Origin of the sequence: Micromonospora sp. NPDC049204 (assembly GCF_040647935.1) — a bacterium.
GTDB lineage: Bacteria > Actinomycetota > Actinomycetes > Mycobacteriales > Micromonosporaceae > Micromonospora.
In genome coordinates, this window is sequence record NZ_JBEZDC010000004.1 from 133,600 (window position 1) to 157,615 (window position 24,016).

The window sequence follows — 24,016 nt, forward strand, 5'->3', positions numbered from 1 at the left end:
CCCTGATGTTGTGCAGATCTTGCCCGCGCACGGCGGGCCCGCGCGGGCGGCGGGCGTGCGGGTGACCCGGGACGGGCTCAGCTGATCAGGGGACGGAAGGTGCCGACCAGGACGCTTGTCGTGAGGGCGGCACCGGCCAGCACGGCGGCCCCGACGATGAGGAGCGCGTCGGCGCGGGTGAAGCGTTGGCGGCGGGCCGCGGTCCGGGGAGTGCCGGCGTCGAAGCCCCGGGCGTCCATCGCGACGGCGAGGCGGGTGCCCCGGCGGATCGCCCCGACCAGCAGCGCGAACGCGGTGGAGGCGAACAGTCGTAGCTTCGCGAGCGGGTTGCGTCCCGCGTCGACCCCGCGCGCGCGTCGGGCCATGCTGATCATCTGCCACTCCTGACCGAGCAGCGGGACCAGGCGAAACGCGGCCAGTGCCCCGATGGCGAACCGGGCCGGCGCCTTCGCGTTCTGGACCAACGCGTCGGCCAGGTCGGTGGGGTCGGTGGTCGCGAAGACGATCACACCGGGCAGGGCCACCGCGAAGATGCGCAGCACCAGCCCGAGCGCCGTGAGCAGCACGCCGGTGCTCACCAGCACCGGTCCGGCGTCCAGCAGGACCCGACCGGACCGGTCGGCGGCGAAGAGCACAAGGGTGACCAGGATGCCGGCGGCGCTGAGGAGCAGCGGCCAGGCCCGCCGGGCCAGCACCCGGTAGCCGATGCCGAACAGCGGCAGCACGGCGAGTTCGAGCGCGATGGCGATCGCCGGGGCCAGTGGGTCCAGGGTGGCGAGCAGGGTGAACGAGAAGACCAGCGCGGCGGCGACCTTCGCCACCGGGTTGCGGCGGGCCAACGGCGCACCGGGTGTGGCGACCGACTCGATGCTGATCATCGGTCGTCGTCCGAGGAGCGTCGCAGGGTGATGGTTCGGTCGGCGAGCGCGGCCACGAAGTCCGCGTCGTGGGTGACCGCGACCAGGCCGTGCCCGGCGTCGCGCAGGTCGGCGAAGAGGTCGACCAGTTCCCGCCAGGTCCGCCGGTCCTGACCGAAGGTGGGTTCGTCGCAGATCAGCAGGCGGGGCGCGGTGGCCAGGGCGGTCGCCACACTCAGCCGCCGCGCCTCACCACCGGAGAGGGTGTACGGGTTGGCGGCGGCGAGCCGGACCAGTCGCAGCCGTTCCAGCAGCCCGCTGACGGTCTCGTTGACGGCCGCCTCGGGCTGACCGGTCCGGCGTGGGCCGAGCGCCAGCTCGTCGAAGACGGTGCTGGTGACGAACTGGTGCTCCGGGTCCTGGAAGACCGACCCGATCCGGCGGACCAGTGCGGGGGCCCGCCAGCGGTGTGGGGGAGTGCGGTGGTCCGCGCCGGCCAGCTCGACGGATGCGGTGACCCGTCCGGCGCCCGGCCGGAGCAACCCGCCGAGCAGCAGTGCCAGGGTGGACTTACCGGCGCCGTTGGGTCCGCGTACGGCGAGTGCCTCGCCGGCGCGTACCCCCAGGTCGGTGGAGCCCAGCCGGGGCGGCAGGCCGAGCCGGTCGGCGGTGAGCAACAGGTCCCCCGGCGCGGCGGTGGCCGGCCGGGGCGCGATGGGGTGACCGGGCACCCAGACCCCCTCGGCGGCCAGGGCGGCGCCGTGGGCGGCGAAGACGGCCTCGGGGGTGCCGTCCGCGCGGACCCCGCCGCCTGGCTCCAGGACGACCACCCGGTCGACGAGCGGCAGCGCCTCGGCGACCCGGTGCTCGACCAGGATCAGCGTGGTGTCGGCGTGCAGCGCGCCGGCCACCGCCTGGCGGACCAGGTCGGCCCCGGCCGGATCGAGGTTGGCGGTCGGCTCGTCGAGCAGCAGCAGCTCGGGACGCAGCGCCAGCGCGCCGGCCAGGGCGAGGCGTTGCTGCTCGCCGCCGGAGAGCGCGGCGGTGGGGCGGTCCCGGGGGTACGGGAAGCCGACGCGGTGTAGCGCCTCGTCCACCCGGGGCCAGATCTCGTCGGTCGGTACCCCGCGGTTCTCCAGACCGAACGCGACGTCGTCGCCGCAGCGCGCCATCACCAGTTGGGTTTCCGGGTCCTGGAAGACGATGCCGACGCGTTCCCGCCCCTTGCGCGGGTCGAGCCCGTCGATCTCGACGGTGCCCTCCTGCTCGCCGGAGTCCTCGGGCAGCAGCCCTGCCAACGCGCTGAGCAGGGTGCTCTTACCGGCCCCGGAGGGCCCGAGCAGCAGAACCCGCTCCCCGGCCTCAATTCGCAGGTCGACCCCGCGCACCGCCCAGGCGCGCCGCCCAGCGTGCCGCCACCCGAACCCCCGCAGCAGTACCCCGCCCACCAATCCACCCCCTCCGGGCCGCGCGTCCCCCGCCCATCCGCCGTTGATCAAGAGGTTTGCGTCAGGAAATCGCCTTCCGCTGACGCAAACCTCTTGATCAACGGGGCGGGGTCAGATCAGGGCTCGGTCTCGGCCCGCCGGGAAGCGGTCCAGGACGCCGGTGTTGGCCAGGGCCTTCGTCAGCAGCCAGCCGCCAGCACCAGCGATCACGGTGGCGCTGACGATGGTGAGCAGCGCGTACGGGATTCGGTAGTCGGCAAGCGCGTAGGCGTCGTTCCAGACGAAGAAGTCGAACAGCGCGGCGCTGAGGCCGGTCAGCGCGCCGGCCAGCATCGCGGTCGGCAGCCGGAACGACCGGTACCGGAAGGCGGCGAACGCCAACTCGGCGCCGATGCCCTGCACGATGCCCTGCGGGATCACCGTGCCGGCCCACTGGCTGCCCAGCAGCGCGGACAGGACCGCGGCCACCGTCTCGCAGTAGAGCGCGGCACCGGGCTTGCGGATGACCAGGCCGCCGATCACGGCCGGCATCAGCCACACGCCGTAGAGCAGCGTCTGCGCCGGCGGGAAGAACGCGAACGCACCCTCGGTGGCGCTCCAGACCAGGCCCCAGGCCCAGAAGATGACGCCGAAGGCGACCGCGATCACCGAGGCGACCACGATGTCGATGGTCCGCCAACGGTTGGTGGTGTTGTCCATGCTGGTGCTCCCAGTTCAGTAAATCGAACCAGGAGAAGACGCACGCCGCGCGTCCGGTGGCACCGGACGGCGGCGCGGCTGGAGGTCGACCGAACTCCCTGCGCTGGCATTACCCAGATCAGGTTCGAGGGTCTGCGGGCATGCCCGCACTCTCAGCGCTGTGCGCTCCCCTGTCGGATGTGAAGTTGTCTCGTCGACGCTAACACTGACCAGGGGGGCCGGCCCAGCAGGGCATCCGCCCATCTCGGCGTTCAGCCGGCCGTACCGCGGCTGGGTAGGCTGACGATCATGCGGGTTGACGCGCGAGGTCTCACGTTCGAGGTAACCGCCGGCGGTCCGTCGGACGGCGTACCCGTCCTGCTGCTGCACGGCTTCCCCCAGCACAGCGGTGAATGGGACGACGTGGTGCCCGCGCTGCACGCGGCCGGGCTGCGCACGTACGCGCTGGACCAGCGCGGTTACTCGCCCGGTGCGCGGCCGACGGCGGTGGCCGACTACCGGATCCCCGAACTCGTCGCCGACGTGGTGGCGGTGCTCGACGCCCTGGGGCTGGACGCCGTGCACCTGGTCGGCCACGACTGGGGCGCGATCGTGGCCTGGGCGGTCGCCGCCGGGCACCCCGACCGGGTCCGCACCCTGACCGCGGTGTCCGTGCCGCATCCGGCCGCCATGGCGTACGCCCTGAGCAACGACGGCCAGCAGAAGGCCCGCTCGTCGTACATCACGTTGTTCCGTAAGCCGGGCACGGCGGAGAAGGTGCTGCTGGCGTGGCACGCGACCGCGCTGCGCAAGATGCTCGGCGGGGTGGGTGACGCGCCCCGGGTGGACCGCTACGTTGCCCCGATGCGCGAGCCGGGGGCGCTGACCGCCGCGCTGAACTGGTACCGGGCGATGTCCCGCGCCGACCTGGCCGGTGTCGGCCCGGTCGCGGTACCCACCACCTACGTCTGGAGTGACCGGGACGTCGCCATTGGCCAGACCGCCGCCGAGGCGTGCGCCGCGAACGTCACCGGAACGTACCGCTTCGTGCGGTTGCCAGGTGTGAGTCACTGGATTCCGGACACCGCGCCGGGTCCGCTCGCCGAGGCGATCCTGGCTCGGGCCGGCGGAACGGCCTGAGCCTGTGGGCCAGCCAGGGAGGGGCGCCGTGACCACGAACGCCAGCGGGCCGGGCACCCGACGCTCGATCGCCGCGCAACTGCGCCTGCTGGGCGTACGCCCCGGGGCGACGCTGCTGGTGCACGCCGCGCTACGTCCGCTGGGGTTCGTCAGCGGCGGCCCGCACGCGGTGGTGCTCGCCCTGCGCGACGCGCTCGGCCCGGACGGCACGATCGTGGTGCCCACCCACACGCCGGACAACAGTGACCCCGCGGGGTGGCGCAATCCACCGGTGCCGGCGGACTGGTGGCCGCTGATCCGCGCCGAGATGCCGGGCTTCGACCCGGCGGTCACGCCGAGCCGGTTCATGGGCGTGCTCGCAGAGACGGTTCGCGGCTGGCCCGGCGCCCTGCGCAGCTCGCATCCGCACGTGTCGTTCGCCGCGCTCGGGCCGGCCGCCGAGCAGGTGGTGGCCGGGCACGGCCTGGCCGACATGCTCGGCGAGGGTTCTCCCCTCGCCCGGCTCTATGACCTGGACGCCGACGTCCTGCTGCTCGGCGTGGACCACTCCGTGAGCACCTCGCTGCATCTGGCCGAGTACCGCTGCCCCGGTTCGCCGCGCGAGCGGGTCGGCGCCGCGGTGCGGACCGGCGACGGTGGTCGGGAGTGGATGTGGTGGCAGGACGTACGGCTCGACGCGGACGACTTCGACGCGCTGGGCACGGACCTGGAGGCCACCGGGGCGGTTCGCACCGGACCGGTCGGCACCGGGACCGGCAGGCTGATGAGTCAGCGGGCGGCTGTCGACTTCGCGGTGCGCTGGCTGGACCGACACCGGACGACGGAGGACGCATGACGGTGAGTGCCGAGGCCTACCTGGCCGTGGTGACCGAGACGATCGGCCGGGTGGCCGCCAGCCAGCGGCTGGCGGTGGGGCGGGCCGCCGACCTGATCGCCGACGCCGTCCGCGCCGACGGGGTGGTGCACGCGTTCGGCACCGGGCACTCCGAGGCTCTCGCCATGGAGATCGCCGGCCGGGCGGGCGGTCTGGTGCCGACCAACCGGATCGCGCTGCGCGACCTGGTGCTGCTCGGCGGCGAACCGGCGGAGCGGCTCGGCCCGCTGCTGGAACGGGACCCGGCGGTCGCGCACCGGCTCTACGAGTTGGCGCCGGTCCGGCCCACCGACGTCTTCGTGCTCGCCTCGAACTCCGGGGTCAACGGCGCGATGGTGGAGTTCGCCACGCTCGTCAAGGAACGCGGTCACGGCCTGGTGGCGATCACCTCCGCGCAGCACTCGGGCCGGATGACCTCCCGCCACCCGTCCGGGCGCAAGCTGGCCGACCTCGCCGACGTCGTGCTCGACAACGGCGCTCCGTACGGTGACGCGACGCTGCCGCTGCCCGGCGGCGGGGCGGTCGGCGCGGTCTCCTCGATCACCGCGGCGCTGCTCGCCCAGCAGGTGACCGTGGAGGTGGTGGCCCGGCTGCTGGCGGCGGGGGAGCGGCCGCCGGTCTACCTGTCGGCGAACATCCCGGACGGCGACGCGCACAACACCGAGCTGGAGGCCCGGTACGCCGGTCGGATCCGACGCGGGTCCTGAGGCCGTACTGATAACCGACGTGCGTCCAGAAGGTGAACAGCGAATGTCGTGAACCTGTTTCGCGCTCACCCGGGTGGGGCATTGGCGTTGCTGCCGGCGGCCGGGACCGCCGGCAGTAGCGTCGCAGCGGAGGTAGCGCGTGTCCAAGGAGACCGAGAAGCAGCGTTGGCAGCGGAATTTCGCCGACCTGTTGCAGGAGTTGCGGGTCGCACAGACGGGCGTGCAGATCCTCTTCGCCTTCCTGCTCACCCTGCCGTTCAGCAACGGGTTCACCGAGACCACGGAGTTCCAGCGGGACGTCTACATCGTCGCGCTGCTCGCCGCGGCCGCCGCGACCGCGATGATCATCTCGCCGGTGGCGTTCCACCGGGCCCTGTTCCGGCAGGGGCGCAAGCCGGAGTTGGTGCGCTTCGCGCACCGGATGGCCACCGGCGGTCTCGCCTTCATGCTGATCGCGATGGTCAGCGCGGTGCTACTGATCACCGACTTCGTGCTGGACCGGCCGATCGCCTTCGTGCTCAGCGCGCTGACCGGGCTCTGGTTCCTGACGTTCTGGGCCGCCCTGCCGTTCGCCCGCCGCAGCTGGGGTGAGGACGACATCGACGACGACGACGACGACCCGGACGAGGTCGCCGGCCGCTGATCGAGCAGTTCTCCACCGAGCGCTACCCCTGGGTAACACCCGGGGGTAACGTGACGGTAGTCGCACACGTCGAGCAGCCGCACCGAGGTTCGAGGGGGCAGCCGTGACCACGACACAGGACGGCCGACCAGCACCGGACGGCCCGGATTCCGACACCACCCCGCAGACCGCCGGAGCCGCCGCACCGCTGCCCGCGGAGGCCGGGCAGGTCTCGGAGAAGGAGGCCCGGCGGGTCGCCGAGGCCGCTCGCGAGTCCTCCTGGGACCGGCCCAGCTTCGGCAAGGAGTTGTTCCTCGGCCGCTTCCGGCTCGACCTGATCGACCCATGGCCCCGGTCCGACCCGGACGACGTGGCCCGTGCCGAGGAGTTCCTCGGACGGTTCCGCGCCTTCCTGACCACCGAGGTGGACGGGGCGGCCATCGAACGCGACGCGTCCATTCCGGACTCGGTCTTCCACGGCCTGGCCGACCTCGGCGCGTTCGGCATGAAGATCGACCGGACGTACGGCGGGCTCGGGCTGAGCAACCTGCACTACTGCCGGGCGCTGATGCTGGCCGGCTCGGTCAGCCCGGCCATCGGCGCGCTGCTCTCCGCGCACCAGTCGATCGGGGTGCCGCAGCCGCTGAAGATGTTCGGCACCGCCGAGCAGAAGCAGCGCTTCCTGCCCCGGCTCGCCGCCGGCGAGGTGTCCGCGTTCCTGCTCACCGAACCGGACGTCGGCTCCGACCCGGCCCGGCTGGCCACCGTCGCCGAGCCGACCGAGGACGGCACCGGCTACCGGCTCAACGGGGTGAAGCTCTGGGCCACCAACGGCATCGTGGCCACGCTGCTGGTGGTGATGGCCCGGGTGCCGGCCACCGAGGGGCGGCGGGGTGGGATCACCGCGTTCGTGGTGGACGGGGACAGCGCCGGCATCACCGTCGAGCGGCGCAACGAGTTCATCGGTCTGCGCGGCCTGGAAAACAGCCTCACCCGGTTCCACGACGTGTTCGTGCCCGCCGAGAACGTGATCGGCGGCGAGGGCAAGGGGCTGAAGATCGCCCTGACCACGCTGAACACCGGCCGCCTGTCGCTCCCGGCGATGTGTGTGGGCGCCGGCAAGTGGGCGCTGAACGTGGCCCGGGGCTGGGCCGCCGACCGGGTCCAGTGGGGCCGTCCGGTGGGCGAGCACGAGGCGGTCGCGCAGAAGCTCTCCTTCATCGCCGCCACCACCTACGGCATGGAGACCATGCTCGACCTGTGCTGTCTGCTCGCCGACGACGACCGCAACGACATCCGAATCGAGGCCGCGCTGGTCAAGCTGTACGCCAGCGAGATGGCCTGGAAGATCGCCGACGAACTGGTCCAGATCCGGGGCGGGCGCGGCTACGAGACGGCCGACTCGCTGGCCGCCCGCGGCGAACGCCCGGCCAACGTCGAGCAGGTGCTCCGCGACCTGCGCATCAACCGGATCTTCGAGGGCTCCACGGAGATCATGCACCTGCTGATCGCGCGGGAGGCGGTCGACGCCCACCTGTCGGTGGCCGGCGACATCATCGACCCGGACGCGGGCCTGGGCCGCAAGGCGCGCGCCGGCGCCCGAGCCGGTGCCTTCTACGCGAAGTGGCTGCCCACGCTCGCCGTGGGCCGGGGGCAGAGCCCGTCGGCGTACGCCGAGTTCGGGCCGCTCGCCGCGCACCTGCGGCAGGTGGAGCGGTCGTCGCGCAAGCTGGCCCGTTCGACGTTCTACGCGATGTCCCGCTGGCAGGGAAAAATGGAACGTAAGCAGGCGTTCCTCGGCCGCGTGGTGGACATCGGCGCCGAGTTGTTCGCGATGTCCGCCGTCTGTGTCCGGGCACAGTCCGAGCGGGCCAGCCGCCCGGAAAATATCGAGTTGGCCGACCTGTTCTGCCGGCAGGCGCGGGTGCGGGTGGACGCCCTGTTCTCGGCTCTCTGGGACAACACCGACTCGGTCGACACCGCCGCCGCGAAGCGGATCCTCGCCGGCCGCTACGCGGGCCTGGAGGAGGGCGTGCTCACCCCGTCCGACGAACTGCCCTGGGTGGCCGGCTGGTCGCCCGGCCCGTCCACCGCCGAGGACGTCCGCCGCCGCATCCCGCCGAGGCCGTGACCGCGCCGCCCGGCGTCCTGCCGGGCGGTGCGGTGGTGACGGTGCGGGTCAGCTGGCGATCGCCCAGGCCAGCACCGCCGCCAGGATCAGTCCGTTGAGCGCCGCCAGACCCAGGTAGGCCGCGGACGGGATCTTCTTGCCCCGGCGGACGAAGGAGACCAGGACGGCGGCGTAGCCGAGCAGCAGGACAGCGATGACGACCAGGAAGTAGAACACCCGAAGACCTTAACGGTCCCCGGCGCGCGAACCGCGACGGCGCGGTGGTCGCCGGCACCCGTGGTCGACGTCAGCGGCTCCGGCCGCGCAGGCCGAGGTGGCGCAGCTCCAGCGCGGCCAGCGCGTCGACCGTCGCGTCGTCGCCGCGCCGCCACGCCTCGGCCACGTCGGGGCCGACCCGGGTGAGCCGGCCCAGCGGCTGGGTGGCCAAGGCACGCAGGGCGAGCAGGTCCCGGCCGGCCGGCCCGGCGGCCAGCTTCGCGGCCGACCCGGCCCGACGCATCCAGCGCAGCCGCAGCGGCAGCCAGCCGAACAGCACCAGGCCGAGCGGGAAGATCAGCACCGCGATGGTGAGGGCGAGGGCGAGCTGGTCGACCAGGTGCTGCTGGTCGCGGCCGGCGTCGGCGAGCCCCCGGGCGGCGTCGGCGGCCCGCTGGAAGGGCGCGGTCAGCTCGTCGCCGACCAGCGGCACCCGGCGAACCTTGCCGCCGGCGTCGGCGAGGTTGTCGGCGAGGCCACCGCCGGCACCCTCCAGTTTCTGTCCCGGTACGGCGAGCTTCTGCACCAGGTCGTGCAGCCACAGCGCGCCGCGGACCGCCGCGTACACCCAGGCGACGACGAGGAGGTCGGTGAGCAACTGACGGGCGGCGGTCGGGAACCGATCGGCATAGATCTTCACGCCGGACAGCGTGACACGAACGGGCCGGGACCGGCACCCGCCGGATCAGCCGGCGGGGGAGCGGTTCGACCCGGGCCGGCCAGCTTCGCGCCGCCCGGATCGAGATGTCGAGCGAGGTCTTGCTGCATTGCCGGCGATGATGAATGACCGTTCAGCGGACGCAGGTGGGGCAGGTGCCGAAGATCTCCAGGGTGTGGCTGACGTCGGCGTAACCGTGCTGCGCGGCGACCCGGTCGGCCCAGCTCTCCACCGCTGGGCCGGCCACCTCCACCGTGTTGCCGCAGACCCGGCAGACCAGGTGGTGGTGGTGTCCCTCGCTGCACCGGCGGTAGAGGTGCTCGCCGCCCGGCGGCCGCATCACGTCGATCTCACCGGCGTCGGCCAGCCCCTGCAGGGTGCGGTAGACGGTGGTCAGGCCGACCCGTTCGCCGCGCTGCCGCAGCATCGCGTGCAGGTCCTGGGCGCTGTGGAAGCCCTCCATCTCGCCCAGCAGCGCGCTCACCGCCGAACGCTGCCGGGTGTTGCGCACCGCGGCGCCCTGCTCGCTCATGATCCCTCCCCGGCGTGGCTGACCGCGTCGGCCACGATGTGCGCGACGTGCTCGTCGACCAGGCTGTAGGCGATCTCCCGACCTCGGCGGGAACCCCGCACCACCCCTGCGCCGCGGAGCACCCGCAGATGCTGGGAGACCAGTGGTTGTGCGGCACCGAGTTTGTCCACCAGCTCGTGCACGCACCGCTCACCGCTGGCCAGCTCGCTGACGATGGCCAACCGGATCGGCGCCGACAGGGCGCGGAGCAACTCGCTGGCCCCGTCGAAGCCCTCGTAGCCTGTCGCGCTGGTCATTCCGTAACGGTACCCATTACCACCGACGGCTCGCGGATCAGGATCGGCCCAGTACGACCTCGTGGGGTTCCGCTGTTGGCGCGGGGGTCGGCGTCGACCGTCGGCGCAGTGTCCGCCAGACCCCACCGGCGACGGCGACCACCAGGAAGGAGGCGATCGCCACCAGCACCACCGAGGCACCCGGCGCGGTGTCCGCCGTGGCCGCCACCCAGACACCGGAGCCGGCGGCGAAGAGCCCGAGTGCCATCGCGGCCGTCATGGTGCTGCGGAAACCCCTGGTGACCTGCTGGGCGGTGGCGACCGGCACCACCATCAGCGCGCTGATCAGCAGCACCCCGACGGCCCGCATCGCGATGGTCACGGTGACCGCGGTGGCGACCGCGATCAGCAGGTTCAGCGTGCGTACCGGCAGGCCGGAGACCCGGGCGTACTCCTCGTCGTGGCTGACCGCGAAGAGCGCCGGACGCAGCGCGATCATCGTGACCAGGATCGCCGCGCCGAGCACCGCGATGGTGATCACATCGGCGAGGGAGGTGGTGATCAGTGACCCGAACAGGTAGGCGTTGAGGTTCGCGCTGGTTGCGTCGGAGAGACCCACCAGCAGTACGCCGCCCGCGATGCCGCCATAGAAGAGCAGGGCCAGGGCCAAATCGCCGGAGGTACGCCCCCGAGCCCGGACCACCTCGATGGCGATCGCGCCCGCGGTGGCGACCAGCACGGCGACCAGCACCGGCGAGCGGTTGAGCAGCAGTCCGGCCCCGACGCCGGTCAGCGCGACGTGCCCGACACCGTCACCGATCAAGGCCAGTCGGCGCTGCACCAGGTAGATGCCGAGCGCCGGCGCGGCCAGGCCGATCACCAGCGCGCCGATCAGGGCATGTTGCATGTAGGAGTACTGGAAGAGTCCCATGGGTCAGTTGCTCCACAGCCCGGCGGGCTCGTCGTAGCAGTGCGGGTGCACGTGGTCGTGGTCGGGCTCCGCGTGGTGGCCGGCCGGGTCCGGCACCGCGCCGTCGTGGGCGATGCGACCCTCGTGGACGACGACAGCCCGGCTGATCACCGGTCGCAGTGGGCCCAACTCGTGAGCGACGAGCAGCACCGTCCCGCCGTCGGAGACGAAGTCGCGCAGCGCGCTGGCGAATGCCTCCTGGCTGGTCGCGTCCACCCCCGCGGTGGGCTCGTCGAGGACCAGCAGCTCCGGCTGGCCGGCCAGCGCGCGGGCGATCAGGGTGCGCTGCTGCTGGCCGCCGGAGAGCGTGGCCACCGGGTCGCCGGCCCGGTCGGCGAGCCCGACCGCGAGCAGCGCGGCGTCGACGGCGGCGCGGTCGGCTCGACCCGGCGGGCGGAGCACCCCCCGGCGGGCCAGCCGCCCGGAGGCCACCACCTCACGGACGGTGGCCGGTACGCCACCACCGGCGCCCAGGCGCTGCGGAACGTACCCGATCCGCTCCCACTGCCGGAACCGGCGCAACGGCCTCTCGAAGAGGGTGACCGAGCCGGCGCTGACCGGCACCAGCCCGAGCACGGCGCGGATCAGGGTGGACTTGCCGGAGCCGTTGGCCCCGAGCACGGCGACCACCTCACCGGCGGTGACGGTGAGGGAGATGTCCCGGAGCACGGGGCGGCCGTCGTAGCCGACCACCCCGTGCTCGACGGTGATGACAGGTGTGGTCACGAGCAGCCCAAGGCCGTCTGCAGGGTCCGCAGGTTGGTGCGCATCACCGAAAGGTAGTCCCCGTCGCTGCCGGCGGCGAGCCCTTCGATCGGGTCCAACACGGCGGTCTTCGCGCCGACCTGACCGGCGATGGTCTCGGCGACCTTCGGGCTGACCAGGGTCTCGAAGAAGATCGTGGTGGCCTGGTGCTCCTTCGCCTCCTCGATCACGTGCGCCAGCCGCTGCGGCGAGGGCTCGACGTCGGGGCTCAGCCCGGTGATGCCGACCTGGTCGAGCTGGTAGCGGTCGGCGAGGTAGCCGAACGCGGCGTGGCTGGTCACGATCTCCCGCCGTTGGCAGGTGGCCAGGCCCTGCCGGAACTCGCCGTCCAGGGCCGTCAGGTCGGCGCGCAGCGCCGCCGCGCGGGCGGTGTAGTCGGCGGCGTGGTCCGCGTCGGCCTTGCCGAGCCGCTGGGCGAGCTGGTCACCGATGCCGGCCAGCCGGGTCGGGTCGAGCCAGACGTGCGGGTCCTTGCCGCCGCTGTCCTCGGTGTGCCCCTCCTCGCCCTCGTGGTCGTGACCGCCGGCGGTCGCGTCCAGCAGCGGCTGCACGCTTGTCACGTCGAACGCCCGGTCGCCACCGTTCTGCGCGACGGCATCGTCCACCGCCGGCTGGAAACCCTTCAGGTAGACGATCAGCTCAGCCTCGCTGACCTGACCGACCTGGCTGGGGTTGAGTTCCAGGTCGTGCGGTTCGGCGCCCGGCTTGGCCAGGTTGGTCACCCGGACCGCGTCGCCACCGACGCGCTCCGCGATGAACTGGAGGGGGTAGAACGCGGCCACCACGTCGACCCGTTGGGGGTCGGCGTCAGCGCCTCCGGTGGAGCAGCCGGCCCCGGCGCCCAGGGCGAGGAGGGCGGTCGCGGCGGCCAGGACACGGGACGTGGTGCGGTTGCTCATGTCGTCAACTGTCCGTGGCAACGATAATGATTGTCAAAAACGCATGGTTCATGTCAGAGCAGCTTCGCGAGGCCCACCGTCACCAGCAGGGTGAGCATCACCAGCCGAAGCAGCCGGGTCTGCGGCGCCTGAACCGCCCAGGTCGTCGCCAACAGGGCGATCAGGACAGCGGCGAGCGCGAGGGTCAGCAGCCCGCCGATCACCCCGGGCGTGAAGAACGCCACCAGCACCACCACCAGGGTGAGCAGGAACACCGACGTCGGGTTGGCCCCGGCCAACCGGGCCAACAGAGGGCGCTGCGTACGCTGCATCCCACAGACTCTACGAGGAGGGACACCCGTTGCTGGTGACCAACCGGTTCGTGGTCGACGTCGATGTCGCCGACGACTTCACCGAACGGGCGCACGCCGCCCTCACCGCACTGGCCGCCCGCCCCGGCTACCTGCGCGGTCAACTGGTCCGGGCGCTCGACGACCCCCGGTACTGGTCGCTGGTCACCGAATGGGAGTCGGTCGGCACCTACCGCCGGGCACTGGGCGCCTTCGAGGTCAAGGTCAGCGCCGTGCCGCTGCTCGCCGAGTCGGTCGACGAGCCCTCCGCGTACGAGGCGCTGGCCACCGCCGCCCCCGGCGGGGCAGTTGTCGTCGCCGAGAGTGATCGGGCTGCGGGTCCTTACCGCTGAGCCGCCGGACACTACGCTGCTCCTATGACCGCACCCGCCCCGCCACCCGGTCCCGGGGTGGCTCCGCCGTTCGCCGCGCCGCCCACCGAGGGCCGTCGGACTCGGCTCTGGATCGGCCTCGGCGTCGGCGCGCTCGCCGTGGTGCTCTGCTGTGGCGGGGGTGGCAGCGCCGTCATCGGCCTGGCCGTCACCGGCGTGCAGGCGATCGGGGAACAGGCCCGCACCGTGACCGGCGCCTACTACCAGGCGCTTGTCGAGCGGGACTACGGGCGGGCGTACGAGCAGCTCTGCGACGACGCGCAGCGGCGCGAGTCCCGGCCCGAGTTCGAACGGCGAGCCGCCGCCGAACCGCAGGTCACCGCGTTCCGGCTCGGTCAGGTCGACACCATCAACCTGACCGTGCCGGTGGACGTGAGCCTCTCCGGCGGCGACCGGGAGCAGCAGCAGGTCAGCCTCGGCCGGGACGGGCAGACCGGCGGCGTGGAGGTCTGCGGGGTCAGCTGACCCGCCACCGGTATTCTGCTGGGCTCAGGGCGACGGTGGTCGTACCGTTGTCCCGAACCGACCGATCCATCCACATCTCGCCCCCGCCGACCGCCAGCCGGCGTAGGAGGAAACATGCCAGCCGACCGTATCGACGCCGTCGTCAGCCTCGCCAAGCGCCGAGGCTTCGTCTTCCCCTCCAGTGAGATCTACGGAGGCACCCGATCGGCGTGGGACTACGGCCCGCTCGGCGTGGAGCTCAAGGAGAACGTCCGCCGGCAGTGGTGGAAGACCATGGTCCAGCAGCGGGACGACGTGGTCGGCCTCGACTCCGCCGTGATCCTGGCCCGCAAGGTGTGGGAGGCGTCCGGCCACATCGCCGAGTTCGTCGACCCGCTCACCGAGTGCCAGTTCTGCCACAAGCGGTTCCGGGCGGACCACCTGGAGGAGGCGTACGCGGAGAAGCACGGCAAGCCGCTGACCTCACTCGCCGAGCTGAACTGCCCCAACTGCGGCAACAAGGGCACCTTCACCGAGCCGAAGATGTTCAACGGCCTGATGAAGACCTACCTGGGTCCGGTGGAGAGCGACGAGGGTCTGCACTACCTGCGCCCGGAGACCGCGCAGGGCATCTTCGTCAACTACAAGAACGTCGAGACGGTCGCCCGTAAGAAGCCGCCGTTCGGCATCGCCCAGACCGGTAAGTCGTTCCGCAACGAGATCACCCCGGGCAACTTCATCTTCCGGACCCGTGAGTTCGAGCAGATGGAGATGGAGTTCTTCGTCGAGCCGGGCACCGACGAGCAGTGGCACGAGTACTGGCTCCAGGAGCGCTGGAACTGGTACCTCGACCTCGGCCTGTCGGCGGACAATCTGCGTCTCTTCGAGCACCCCGCCGAGAAGCTCTCGCACTACTCGAAGCGGACGGTGGACATCGAGTACCGCTTCCAGTTCGGCGGCACCGAGTTCGCCGAGCTGGAGGGTGTCGCCAACCGCACCGACTTCGACCTCTCCACGCACAGCAAGCACTCCGGCGTCGACCTGTCGTACTTCGACCAGACCAAGAGTGAGCGCTGGATGCCGTACGTCATCGAGCCGGCCGCGGGTCTGACCCGCGCGGTGCTCGCCTTCCTGCTCGAGGCGTACGACGAGGACGAGGCCCCCAACACCAAGGGCGGCGTGGACAAGCGCACGGTGATGCGTTTTGACCCACGGCTGGCGCCGGTGAAGGTGGCGGTGCTGCCGCTGTCGCGCAACGAGGCGCTGTCGCCCAAGGCGAAGGACCTCGCCGCGCTGCTGCGCAAGCGCTGGGTGGTCGAGTTCGACGACTCGCAGGCGATCGGCCGCCGCTACCGCCGGCAGGACGAGATCGGCACCCCGTTCTGCGTGACCGTCGACTTCGACACGCTTGACGACAACGCCGTGACGGTGCGCAACCGGGACACCATGGCCCAGGAGCGGGTCTCGCTGGACCAGGTCGAGCGCTACCTGATCGAGCGCCTCCCCGGCTGCTGACGTCCTCCGAAAGCCCCTCCCCGACCACGGTCGGGGAGGGGCTTTCTGGCGCCTGACCAGGGGCGGGACCCGAAACGAACCGTCGGCGAGTCGCGGGCCGATGAAATTAGTTCAATGCCATCTTTCGATATCTTGGGTCTCGATCGGGAGAAGGTGGGATGACATGGCGAACCGACTGTCCGTCCTCCGCGTGACCGCTGCGGCGTCGATCGTCGTGGGACTGCCGGCGCTCTCGGGCTCGACGGCCCACCACGGTGCCGCCCAGGCCCCGCCGCCGCACCTGACCTCGACGTCGCGCGGGTCGGCTGGTGCGGTCCCCACGGCCACCGTGTCGCCGGTCCCCGAGATGATCGAGGCCGCCCAGTGGAGGATCGAGCAGCCGGCCCCGTCCCGCGGCGGTCCCGCGCGGCGTGCCTCCCCGCACGCCCCCGTGACACGTCTCGCCCCCGTGACGGCGATCCACTCGCAGGCCAAGATCGACAGCGGGGCGCTGGTGACGTGGACGACCTCCCCGACGTGCCTCCTGGCGGGGCACGACACCATGGGTTGGGCGTGGCTCAACGACCTTCCGGCCGGGAGGGTGGTGCGGGTCGACTCGGGGCCGTGCGCGGGCACCTACCAGGTGGTCGGGCACCGGTGGCAGCCGCGTAAGGGCGGCACGATGCCGGACTGGGTGAGCAGATACGACCTCGTGCTCCAGACCTGTACGGGGCGGAGCGGGACGGGGTTCAGCACCGCTCGACGGCTGCCCCGGTAGGCCCGGTCGGTCGACCCGGGCGCCGCCCTGCGGCAGGTAAAGGGGGAGGAACCCCTCCGTATACTTGCGGGGTGAGTGATGTCGCGGTGGCGCCCGGACGCCCGTTAACCCTCGGTGGCTACCAGGTGTGGCCGCCGGTGGTGCTGGCGCCGATGGCCGGGATCACCAACGTCGGCTTCCGCCGGCTCTGCCGGGAGCAGGGCGGCGGCATCTACGTCTGCGAGATGATCACCACGCGGGCGCTTGTCGAGCGGAACCCGAAGACCCTGCACATGATCGCGTTCGGCGACGACGAGAAGCCGCGCAGCCTCCAGCTCTACGGCACCGATCCGGAGATCACCGCCGCCGCGGTCCGGATCATCGTGGAACGCGACCTGGCCGACCACATCGACCTCAACTTCGGCTGCCCCGTACCCAAGGTCACCCGGCGTGGTGGCGGCGCGGCGCTGCCGTGGCGGCGCCGGCTCTTCGCCCGGCTGGTGCGGGCCGCGGTGGACGCCGCGGCACCGGCCGGGGTGCCGGTCACCGTCAAGATGCGCAAGGGCATCGACGACGACCACCTGACGTACGTCGAAGCCGGGCTGGCCGCCCAGGAGGCCGGCGTGGCCGCGGTGGCCCTGCACGGGCGGACGGCCGCGCAGCGCTACTCGGGCACCGCCGACTGGGACGCGATCGCCACGTTGAAGCAGGCCCTCGACGTGCCGGTGCTCGGCAACGGCGACATCTGGGAGGCCGACGACGCGCTGCGGATGGTCGCGCACACCGGGGTCGACGGCGTGGTCGTCGGGCGTGGCTGCCTGGGGCGCCCATGGCTGTTCGCCGACCTGGAGGCCGCCTTCAACGGCCGGCCGGAGCGGCGACTGCCGACCCTCGGGGAGGTGTCGGTGACCATGCGTCGGCACGCCGAGCTGCTGGTCGACCAGTTCGTGGCCGCCGCCCGCAACCCGACCCGGGGCGAACGGGACGGCTGCGCCGATTTCCGTAAGCACGTCGCCTGGTACCTCAAGGGCTTCCCGGTCGGCGGCGAACTCCGCCGCTCACTGGCGATGATCGAAAGCCTGGCTCAGCTCGACGACCTGCTCGGCAAACTCGACCCGACGGAGCCGTTCCCGGTGACCGCCCTGGGCCAGCCCCGTGGGCGCACCAACTCGCCGGGCAAGGTCTTCCTGCCGGATGGTTGGCTGGCCAGTCGGGACGACGACGCCGTCCCCGAGGGCGCCGAAATGGACGACTCCGGAGGCTGAGCGCCCCGGCCGCACAGATCTTGGACACTTTCCGTTAGCGGCTAACGGAAAGTGTCCAAGATCTGCTCATTCCACGCGGTGCTTGGGTGAGGAACCGGGCGACCTGGCGCGGGGTGGGGCGCGCTTCGGGCCGGGCTCGCGGATCAGGCCGAAAGGGCCGGTCCCCGTGGTGGGGTCCGGCCCTTCGGTGTAGGCGGTGGTGGTGTGTGGGTCAGCTGGTGGCGTAGCCGCGGGTGGCGATCCAGTCGGCGAGGTGCTCGACGGTGATCCAGTAGGAGGCGGTGTTCGGGTCGGCGGAGTCGGCGATCTTGACGGTGGTGCCGTTGTCGCGGTAGCCGACGACGCTGATGTAGTGCCCGCCCTCGTAGGAGTGGGTGACACCGTCGGTGTCGGTGCTGGTGCCGGCGATGTTCGCGACCACGGCCCGGCCGTCGTCGACGGTCGTGACGATGTCGGTGCGTAGCCGGTCGGTCTGTGCGGCGTCGGCGTCGGGGCTGCTGATCTCCACGCTGTGGTAGGCGTCGTTCTTGCCGGTTTCCTTGTTCAGGACCGGGGTGATGTCGTTGATGCTGTTGGTGCCGGCCTCGGTGGTGCCCATTTCCTTGGCCATGTCATCGACGTTGATGTTCTTGCCCTGCACACTCAGGGCGTTGCGGGTGGCGGCGGGGCCGCAGTAGTAGAAGTTCGGCTGCGCCTCGTAGCGCACGCCCAGTTCGCGCTCACCGTGACCCTTACGGTCGTTCTGGGTCTGGGTGGTGGGCTTGTCGGTGCTCGGCGCGGCGAACGCGGTGGTGACGGGTCCGGCGATGGCGCCGCCGGTGAAGGCGAGGCCGGCGGCGGTCAGGGCGGTCTTACGGATCAGATCGGTACGCATGATGGCGTGCTCCTCTGCATCGGGGGTGCCCACACCACACCCGGGGGTGGGTGATCGTGCGGGAAGTGCGAGGGGGATCCGTGCCCGGCGACCCGCCAGAGGGGGTCGGCGTCGGGACAGGGTGTAACCGTTCGCGGTGGCGGGTCATTCCGCCTGCCCGGGGGTTGGCCGGTGGTGGTGCTCGGCCGTGCGGGGGATGTAACCGGGGCGGCCTGCCGGATGTTCCCACCGGGCCCTGCGCACTGGGACTCGACGCTCTCGGTGGCCGGCCACCTCGGGGTCTGCCAGGTATAACGACCCGGGCCGGCGGCCGATTCCGCCCCGGAGGTAGCCCCGACAACCCGACACTGACCGCGAAACCGGACAACCAGCCCAGCCGGCGAACGGACACGGCGGACGAGGCGGCGTGATCGACTCGGGTTCACAGAAATCGCGGTATCCGAGTGTCGGGGATGGCCCGACATCATGAAAGTCGAGTGTCATGTCGGTCCACGCCGTTCTGCGCCCGGACGGGGTCGACTCGGAGGCAGAGCGTCGCGCGGATTGGCCCGGCCAGCACCTCGCCGGCCCGAAGGGCACCGAGGTCGAGGCGCCCGTCGGGGCAGCGCGGCGGCGGCCAGATCGACGGTACGCAGCACCGGAGGACAGCGCGGTTCCAGCACAAGATCGTGCTGGAACCAGGAAACAGGCCCCTCCCGACGTGACGAGACCACTACATCCAGGATCGAGCACGATCACGCTGGGCGCGACGGCGGGTACGGGGTGAGGCGGACGGCCCGGTATCGGGCAAGGCGCGACGGCCGGTATCGGGCAGCGGGGATGGTCAGCGCGGACCGGATGTAGGCGGCGGCTGAGTCGAGGATCAGGACGTGGCGGGGTCGGTCTCTGGCACGGTGCGCTGAGTGGGGATGGTCGGGGTGCTCGGCCAGGGGACCTCGGGTGCGCGGTGGAAGGTGATCCCGGCGGCCGCCCAGCGCGGACCCTGACCGGCCAGCCGGTCACGGAAGTCGGCCCAGTCGTGGGTGGCCCGGGGTGACCAACCCAGCTCGGCGATGGCGGGGAGTCGGGGCAGGAGCAGGAACTCGATGTCGGCCAGCGAGGTGACCGACTCGGTCCAGAGCGGGGCTTCCACCCCGAGAACGGCGGTGGCGGGCACCTCGGCGACGTGTGTGCCCGGATCCCAGTCGTACGCCTTGCGCACGTCGATCAGGCCGGCCCAGTCGTGGCCGATCGGGGTGTCCGGGGCGTACTTCATGTCCAGGTAGGCGTGGTTGCCGGGGGAGACGATGAGTCGGGCGCCCCGACGGACCGCGTCGGCCGTGGTGGGGTCGTCGGCGTTCGTGCCCCACCACTGGAGGACCCGCCCGTCGAGGTGGGCGGCCGGTGCGAGCTGGTGCCAGCCGACGACCGTCTTGCCGAGGTCGGCCACGATGCGCTGGACCCGCTCGACGAAACCGGTGTAGACCTCGCCCTTGACCTTGAACGCCTCGTCGCCGCCGATGTGCAGCAACGGGCCGGGGGTGAGTGCGGCCACCTCGCCCAGCACGTCGGCGACGAAGTCGTACGTCCGTTCGTCGGCCGGGTCGACGTAGCTGAAACCGACCTCGGTGCCGGTGTACGGAGGAGGCGCGATCTTGTCTGGTGCCAGCTCCGGGTACGCGACAAGCGCCGAGTTGGTGTGCCCGGGGAGGTCGATCTCCGGGACGACGGTGATGTGGCGGGCGGCGGCGTAGGAGACGATCCGCCGGTAGTCCGCCTTCGTGTAGTGCCCCCCGGGGCCGCCACCGACCTCGGTCGTCCCGCCCACGGAGGTCAGCCTCGGCCAGGAGTCGACGGCGATCCGCCAACCCTGGTCGTCGGTGAGGTGCAGATGCAGGTGGTTGAGCTTGTAGCGGGCCAGGTGGTCCACCACGCGCAGGACGTCCTCGACGGTGAAGAAGTGCCGTGCGACGTCGAGCATCGCGCCCCGGTACGGGAAGCGGGGGGTGTCGGTGATGGTCCCGCCGGGCAGCGCCCACCGTGCGGTGACCGGGGTCGGGCTTTCGATGGCCGGTGGCAGCAGGTGGCGCAGGGTCTGCACGCCGTAGAACAGGCCGCTGGCGGTGCCGGCGGTGAGGCGTACCCCGTCGCGGGCGATGTCGAGCCGGTAGCCCTCCGCACCGAGGTCGACGGTCGCGTCCAACACCAGCGCGATGCCGTCGACCCGCTCCGGCGCGTCGGTGGACGGCGGCGCAGGCGTGACGGCGTCGGTGGCCGGCAGTGGACGGGCGTGGACGACCGGCAGCGGGTAGCCGGTGGCTGGGCGGAGCAGCTCGGCGAGTTGCGTGGCGACGGCCAGCGCGGCGGGGTCGGCGCTGACCACGATGACCGCTTCGGCCGGGAGCACCCAGTCCTCGGTCGGATCCGGCTGGACCTGCGCGGGGGCGGGGACGACGTCGGCCAGCCGATGCGGGGCCGACGGGGTGAGCAGGTCGCCCGCCGCCCGTTCGGCGGCCTGGGCCAGCGTGGCCGGGTCCGGTTCCCGCGTCGGCAGCGGCACCTCGCCGGTGGCGGGGGCGGCGGTGGGGCCGGGGGAGGGGGTGGTCGACACGGCGGCGACTCCGGGGGGTGTATTCGCGTCGGTTATGGCAAAAGTGAGGTTCACCGGCTGGCGTGTCGTCAAGCGTACGACGCTCGGCCGGGATGCGTGATGGTGCGCATGGAAGCGTTCCCAAAAACCGGTACGAACACGGATAGTCGTGATGGCTGTGCCAATTGTCACCGAACGGTCCCAGGTCGCCCGATGTTCGCTTAACCTTCGCCCACCGATCGGCGTCGACCCCGGGATTGCCGGCGGTCCGTCCCGGGGTAGGAAAAAACTGAACCTTCGTTAAGTGTCCATCCGGCGCGTGTGTGGAGGCTTTGGTGGCAGCGCAAGGAACCGTCGATCACAAGTACGTCTACGACTTCTCCGAAGGCAACAAGGACCTCAAGGACCTGCTCGGCGGCAAGGGGGCGAACCTCGCCGAGATGACAAACCTCGGCCTGCCCGTTCCCCCCGGCTTCACCATCACCACCGAGGCCTGCCAGGCGTACCTCGCGACGGGACAGGAGCCGGACGGGCTCGCCGATCAGATCGAGGCGCACCTGGAATCGCTGGAGCGCGCGATGGGCAAGCGCCTCGGCGACCCGCAGGATCCGCTGCTGGTGTCCGTCCGCTCCGGCGCCAAGTTCTCCATGCCCGGCATGATGGAGACCGTCCTCAACGTCGGCCTCAACGACCAGAGCGTGGAAGGACTCGCACGACAGGCCGGCGGCGCGGGCGATCAGGCCGCCTCCGGCGGCAACGACAGGTTCGCCTGGGACTCCTACCGCCGCCTGATCCAGATGTTCGGCAAGACCGTCTGCGAGGTGCCGGGCGAGGAGTTCGAGCACGCGCTCGACGAGATCAAGAGCGCCAAGGGTACGCAGAACGACCTCGACCTGGACGCGGACGACCTGCGCGGGCTGGTCGACGCGTACAAGAAGATCTTTGTGAAGCACACCGGTCGGGAGTTCCCGCAGCAGCCGCGTGAGCAGCTCGACCTCGCGATCCGGGCGGTCTTCGAGTCGTGGAACGCCGAGCGCGCGGTGCTCTACCGTCGCCAGGAGCGCATCCCGGCCGACCTCGGCACCGCGGTCAACGTGGTGACCATGGTGTTCGGCAACCTGGGTCCCGATTCCGGCACCGGTGTCGCGTTCACCCGTGACCCGGCCAGTGGCGCGCAGGGCATCTACGGCGACTACCTGGCCAACGCCCAGGGCGAGGACGTGGTCGCCGGCATCCGCAACACGGTGCCGTTGCAGGAGTTGGCGCAGCTCGACAGGTCCTCCTACGAGGAGCTGCTCGGCATCATGGCCCGGCTGGAGGAGCACTACAAGGACCTGTGCGACATCGAGTTCACCATCGAGCGCGGCAAGCTGTGGATGTTGCAGACCCGGGTCGGCAAGCGCACCGCCGCCGCCGCGTTCGTCATCGCCGGGCAGCTCGTCGACGAGGGCCTGATCGACCTGGACGAGGCGTTGCACCGGGTCAACGGCGCACAGCTCGCCCAGCTCATGTTCCCGCGCTTCCAACTCGACCACGAGTTCGAGGCAGTCGCCACGGGCATCGGCGCGTCACCCGGCGCGGCGTCCGGCACCGTGGTCTTCACCTCCGCGCGGGCCGTCGAGCTGGCGGCCGAGGGGAGGTCGGTGATCCTGGTCCGCCGGGAGACCAACCCGGACGACCTGAACGGCATGATCGCCGCGCAGGGCATCCTCACCTCGCGCGGCGGCAAGACCAGCCACGCCGCCGTGGTGGCCCGGGGCATGGGCAAGACCTGCGTCTCCGGTGCCGACGAGATCGACGTGAACGTGCCGGCGAAGCGGTTCACCGTGGCCGGGCAGACCGTTGACGAGGGTGACGTCGTGTCCATCGACGGCACCACCGGCAAGGTCTACCTCGGCGAGGTGCCGGTCATGCCGTCGGAGGTGGTGCAGTACTTCGAGGGCAGCCTCGACCCGGAGCACATCGACAACGCGCTGGTGCGGGCCGTACACCGGATCATGACGCACGCCGACGGGAAGCGGCGGCTGGCGGTCCGCACGAACGCCGACACCGGCGCGGACGCGGCCCGGGCCCGGCGCTTCGGTGCCGAGGGCATCGGGCTGTGCCGCACCGAGCACATGTTCCTCGGCGACCGGCGGGAGTTGGTCGAGCGGCTGATCCTGGCTCGTGCCCCGGGTGAGCGGGAGGCGGCGCTGGCGGCGCTGCTGCCGTTGCAGCGGGCCGACTTCGAGGAGATCTTCCGCGAGATGGACGGCCTGCCGGTGACCGTCCGGCTGATCGATCCGCCGCTGCACGAGTTCCTGCCGCCGCTGGAGCAGCTCGCCGTCAACGTGGCGGTCGCCCAGGAGCGCGGCGAGGACGTCGCCAAGGAGGAGGCGCTGCTCGCCGCCGTCCGGCGGATGCACGAGGAGAACCCGATGCTCGGGCTGCGGGGCGTCCGCCTCGGTCTGGTCATCCCCGGCCTGTTCGCGATGCAGGTCCGGGCCATCGCCGAGGCGGCCGTCAGCTGCGCTCGCGGCGGCGGGACGGCGAAGCCGGAGATCATGGTGCCGCTGGTCGGGGCCGTGCAGGAGTTGGAGACGGTCCGCGCCGAGGCCGAGAAGATCATCGCCGAGGTGGTCGGGGACAGCGGGGTCGAGGTGCTGATCGGCACGATGATCGAGGTGCCCCGGGCCGCGTTGACCGCCGGGCAGATCGCCGAGGCCGCCGAGTTCTTCTCCTTCGGCACCAACGACCTGACCCAGATGGGCTGGGGTTTCTCCCGGGACGACGTCGAGGGCGCGTTCTTCTGGCGCTACCTCGAGCTGGGCATCTTCGGCATCTCGCCGTTCGAGTCGATCGACCGCGACGGCGTCGGCCGGCTGGTGCGGATCGCCGCCGAGGAGGGGCGGGCCGCCCGTCCGGGCCTGAAGTTGGGCGTGTGCGGCGAGCACGGCGGCGACCCGGACTCGGTGCACTTCTTCCACGAGGTCGGCCTGGACTACGTGTCCTGCTCGCCGTTCCGGGTGCCGGTGGCCCGGCTGGAGGCCGGTCGGGCCGTGGTGGAGACCGGCGGGTCGGACAGTCGTTGACGCGGGCCGG

24 protein-coding genes and 1 riboswitch are annotated in these 24,016 nt (G+C 71.7%); of the genes, 11 read left to right on the top strand and 13 right to left on the bottom strand.

Annotated features, from left to right (window positions below; genetic code table 11):
- Positions 1 to 77 precede the first annotated feature (77 nt).
- The 3 genes from AB0A90_RS09750 to AB0A90_RS09760 form a co-directional block, all read right to left on the bottom strand.
- On the bottom strand, positions 78 to 878 hold the full coding sequence (locus tag AB0A90_RS09750) for an energy-coupling factor transporter transmembrane component T (RefSeq protein ID WP_357244528.1): 801 nt from the start codon (positions 876 to 878) through the stop codon (positions 78 to 80).
- Positions 875 to 2,305 carry an ABC transporter ATP-binding protein gene (locus tag AB0A90_RS09755; RefSeq protein WP_357244531.1) on the bottom strand — a complete coding sequence of 477 codons (1,431 nt, stop codon included), beginning with the start codon at positions 2,303 to 2,305 and terminating at the stop codon, positions 875 to 877. The genes AB0A90_RS09750 and AB0A90_RS09755 overlap by 4 nt, the downstream gene beginning before the upstream one ends.
- A 111-nt stretch (positions 2,306 to 2,416) precedes the next feature.
- Entirely contained in the window at positions 2,417 to 3,004 is a 588-nt protein-coding gene (locus AB0A90_RS09760) for an ECF transporter S component (protein WP_357244534.1), read from the bottom strand.
- 77 nt (positions 3,005 to 3,081) lie between these two features.
- Positions 3,082 to 3,186: riboswitch (TPP riboswitch) on the bottom strand.
- 106 nt (positions 3,187 to 3,292) lie between these two features.
- Between AB0A90_RS09760 and AB0A90_RS09765 the strand changes: the two genes are divergently transcribed.
- The 5 genes from AB0A90_RS09765 to AB0A90_RS09785 all read left to right on the top strand — a co-directional run bounded on the left by AB0A90_RS09765 (position 3,293) and on the right by AB0A90_RS09785 (position 8,457).
- Complete coding sequence (locus tag AB0A90_RS09765) at positions 3,293 to 4,123, top strand: alpha/beta fold hydrolase (protein WP_357244537.1); 831 nt, start codon at positions 3,293 to 3,295, stop codon at positions 4,121 to 4,123.
- A gap of 28 nt (positions 4,124 to 4,151) precedes the next feature.
- Entirely contained in the window at positions 4,152 to 4,958 is an 807-nt protein-coding gene (locus AB0A90_RS09770; RefSeq protein ID WP_357244540.1) for an AAC(3) family N-acetyltransferase, read from the top strand.
- Positions 4,955 to 5,704, top strand: a complete 750-nt coding sequence (locus tag AB0A90_RS09775) for an SIS domain-containing protein (RefSeq protein ID WP_357244543.1) — start codon at positions 4,955 to 4,957, stop codon at positions 5,702 to 5,704. Before AB0A90_RS09770 ends, AB0A90_RS09775 begins: the two co-directional genes overlap by 4 nt.
- 139 nt (positions 5,705 to 5,843) lie before the next feature.
- Positions 5,844 to 6,347 carry a DUF6328 family protein gene (locus AB0A90_RS09780; RefSeq protein WP_357244546.1) on the top strand — a complete coding sequence of 168 codons (504 nt, stop codon included), beginning with the start codon at positions 5,844 to 5,846 and terminating at the stop codon, positions 6,345 to 6,347.
- A gap of 103 nt (positions 6,348 to 6,450) precedes the next feature.
- Entirely contained in the window at positions 6,451 to 8,457 is a 2,007-nt protein-coding gene (locus AB0A90_RS09785) for an acyl-CoA dehydrogenase family protein (protein WP_357244549.1), read from the top strand.
- A 48-nt stretch (positions 8,458 to 8,505) separates the two neighbouring features.
- Here the strand turns inward: AB0A90_RS09785 and AB0A90_RS09790 are convergent, their stop codons facing one another.
- The 8 genes from AB0A90_RS09790 to AB0A90_RS09825 all read right to left on the bottom strand — a co-directional run bounded on the left by AB0A90_RS09790 (position 8,506) and on the right by AB0A90_RS09825 (position 13,122).
- Complete coding sequence (locus tag AB0A90_RS09790) at positions 8,506 to 8,673, bottom strand: hypothetical protein (protein ID WP_357244553.1); 168 nt, start codon at positions 8,671 to 8,673, stop codon at positions 8,506 to 8,508.
- A gap of 70 nt (positions 8,674 to 8,743) precedes the next feature.
- Positions 8,744 to 9,352, bottom strand: a complete 609-nt coding sequence (locus tag AB0A90_RS09795) for a hypothetical protein (protein ID WP_357244556.1) — start codon at positions 9,350 to 9,352, stop codon at positions 8,744 to 8,746.
- Positions 9,353 to 9,503: 151 nt separating this feature from the next.
- Positions 9,504 to 9,902 (bottom strand): Fur family transcriptional regulator, encoded by a 399-nt coding sequence (locus AB0A90_RS09800; RefSeq protein ID WP_357244559.1) that lies wholly within the window; start codon positions 9,900 to 9,902, stop codon positions 9,504 to 9,506.
- A complete protein-coding gene (locus tag AB0A90_RS09805) occupies positions 9,899 to 10,198 on the bottom strand; it encodes a metalloregulator ArsR/SmtB family transcription factor (RefSeq protein WP_355030824.1) in 300 nt (99 codons plus the stop codon). Before AB0A90_RS09805 ends, AB0A90_RS09800 begins: the two co-directional genes overlap by 4 nt.
- Before the next feature lie 37 nt (positions 10,199 to 10,235).
- Positions 10,236 to 11,108 (bottom strand): metal ABC transporter permease, encoded by an 873-nt coding sequence (locus tag AB0A90_RS09810; protein WP_357244562.1) that lies wholly within the window; start codon positions 11,106 to 11,108, stop codon positions 10,236 to 10,238.
- A gap of 3 nt (positions 11,109 to 11,111) precedes the next feature.
- A complete protein-coding gene (locus tag AB0A90_RS09815) occupies positions 11,112 to 11,873 on the bottom strand; it encodes a metal ABC transporter ATP-binding protein (RefSeq protein WP_357244566.1) in 762 nt (253 codons plus the stop codon).
- Complete coding sequence (locus AB0A90_RS09820) at positions 11,870 to 12,811, bottom strand: metal ABC transporter substrate-binding protein (RefSeq protein WP_357244570.1); 942 nt, start codon at positions 12,809 to 12,811, stop codon at positions 11,870 to 11,872. Before AB0A90_RS09820 ends, AB0A90_RS09815 begins: the two co-directional genes overlap by 4 nt.
- 53 nt (positions 12,812 to 12,864) lie before the next feature.
- Positions 12,865 to 13,122, bottom strand: coding sequence for a hypothetical protein (locus AB0A90_RS09825; RefSeq protein ID WP_110566727.1), 258 nt, complete (start codon positions 13,120 to 13,122; stop codon positions 12,865 to 12,867).
- A 29-nt stretch (positions 13,123 to 13,151) separates the two neighbouring features.
- Here AB0A90_RS09825 and AB0A90_RS09830 point away from each other — a divergent pair, with 29 nt between their 5' ends.
- From AB0A90_RS09830 to dusB, 5 genes are all read left to right on the top strand, one after another.
- Positions 13,152 to 13,493 carry an antibiotic biosynthesis monooxygenase gene (locus AB0A90_RS09830; RefSeq protein ID WP_110566725.1) on the top strand — a complete coding sequence of 114 codons (342 nt, stop codon included), beginning with the start codon at positions 13,152 to 13,154 and terminating at the stop codon, positions 13,491 to 13,493.
- A gap of 24 nt (positions 13,494 to 13,517) precedes the next feature.
- Positions 13,518 to 13,997 (top strand): hypothetical protein, encoded by a 480-nt coding sequence (locus AB0A90_RS09835; protein WP_357244574.1) that lies wholly within the window; start codon positions 13,518 to 13,520, stop codon positions 13,995 to 13,997.
- 114 nt (positions 13,998 to 14,111) lie between these two features.
- The gene (locus AB0A90_RS09840) at positions 14,112 to 15,491 is read left to right on the top strand and encodes a glycine--tRNA ligase (protein ID WP_357244577.1); all 1,380 of its coding nucleotides are present in this window, start codon (positions 14,112 to 14,114) and stop codon (positions 15,489 to 15,491) included.
- Positions 15,492 to 15,654: 163 nt separating this feature from the next.
- Positions 15,655 to 16,248, top strand: a complete 594-nt coding sequence (locus tag AB0A90_RS09845; protein ID WP_357244580.1) for a hypothetical protein — start codon at positions 15,655 to 15,657, stop codon at positions 16,246 to 16,248.
- Positions 16,249 to 16,319: 71 nt separating this feature from the next.
- Positions 16,320 to 17,492, top strand: a complete 1,173-nt coding sequence (dusB, locus tag AB0A90_RS09850) for a tRNA dihydrouridine synthase DusB (RefSeq protein ID WP_357244583.1) — start codon at positions 16,320 to 16,322, stop codon at positions 17,490 to 17,492.
- A gap of 211 nt (positions 17,493 to 17,703) precedes the next feature.
- On the opposite strand, the gene AB0A90_RS09855 is transcribed toward dusB, so the two are convergent.
- Positions 17,704 to 18,366 (bottom strand): C39 family peptidase, encoded by a 663-nt coding sequence (locus tag AB0A90_RS09855; RefSeq protein WP_357244586.1) that lies wholly within the window; start codon positions 18,364 to 18,366, stop codon positions 17,704 to 17,706.
- Positions 18,367 to 19,228: 862 nt separating this feature from the next.
- A complete protein-coding gene (locus tag AB0A90_RS09860) occupies positions 19,229 to 20,905 on the bottom strand; it encodes a beta-N-acetylhexosaminidase (RefSeq protein ID WP_357245179.1) in 1,677 nt (558 codons plus the stop codon).
- A gap of 365 nt (positions 20,906 to 21,270) precedes the next feature.
- Between AB0A90_RS09860 and ppdK the strand changes: the two genes are divergently transcribed.
- Complete coding sequence (ppdK, locus tag AB0A90_RS09865) at positions 21,271 to 24,006, top strand: pyruvate, phosphate dikinase (RefSeq protein ID WP_357244588.1); 2,736 nt, start codon at positions 21,271 to 21,273, stop codon at positions 24,004 to 24,006.
- Positions 24,007 to 24,016: the final 10 nt, after the last annotated feature.

Coding starts and splice junctions, on each gene's coding strand:
- AB0A90_RS09825 (WP_110566727.1), bottom strand. CDS start 13,122: ATGCAGCGTACGCAGCGCCCTCTGTTGGCCCGGTTGGCCGGGGCCAAC.
- AB0A90_RS09760 (WP_357244534.1), bottom strand. CDS start 3,004: ATGGACAACACCACCAACCGTTGGCGGACCATCGACATCGTGGTCGCC.
- AB0A90_RS09835 (WP_357244574.1), top strand. CDS start 13,518: ATGACCGCACCCGCCCCGCCACCCGGTCCCGGGGTGGCTCCGCCGTTC.
- AB0A90_RS09855 (WP_357244586.1), bottom strand. CDS start 18,366: ATGCGTACCGATCTGATCCGTAAGACCGCCCTGACCGCCGCCGGCCTC.
- AB0A90_RS09845 (WP_357244580.1), top strand. CDS start 15,655: ATGGCGAACCGACTGTCCGTCCTCCGCGTGACCGCTGCGGCGTCGATC.
- AB0A90_RS09820 (WP_357244570.1), bottom strand. CDS start 12,811: ATGAGCAACCGCACCACGTCCCGTGTCCTGGCCGCCGCGACCGCCCTC.
- AB0A90_RS09840 (WP_357244577.1), top strand. CDS start 14,112: ATGCCAGCCGACCGTATCGACGCCGTCGTCAGCCTCGCCAAGCGCCGA.
- AB0A90_RS09765 (WP_357244537.1), top strand. CDS start 3,293: ATGCGGGTTGACGCGCGAGGTCTCACGTTCGAGGTAACCGCCGGCGGT.
- AB0A90_RS09775 (WP_357244543.1), top strand. CDS start 4,955: ATGACGGTGAGTGCCGAGGCCTACCTGGCCGTGGTGACCGAGACGATC.
- AB0A90_RS09750 (WP_357244528.1), bottom strand. CDS start 878: ATGATCAGCATCGAGTCGGTCGCCACACCCGGTGCGCCGTTGGCCCGC.
- AB0A90_RS09805 (WP_355030824.1), bottom strand. CDS start 10,198: ATGACCAGCGCGACAGGCTACGAGGGCTTCGACGGGGCCAGCGAGTTG.
- AB0A90_RS09800 (WP_357244559.1), bottom strand. CDS start 9,902: ATGAGCGAGCAGGGCGCCGCGGTGCGCAACACCCGGCAGCGTTCGGCG.
- AB0A90_RS09810 (WP_357244562.1), bottom strand. CDS start 11,108: ATGGGACTCTTCCAGTACTCCTACATGCAACATGCCCTGATCGGCGCG.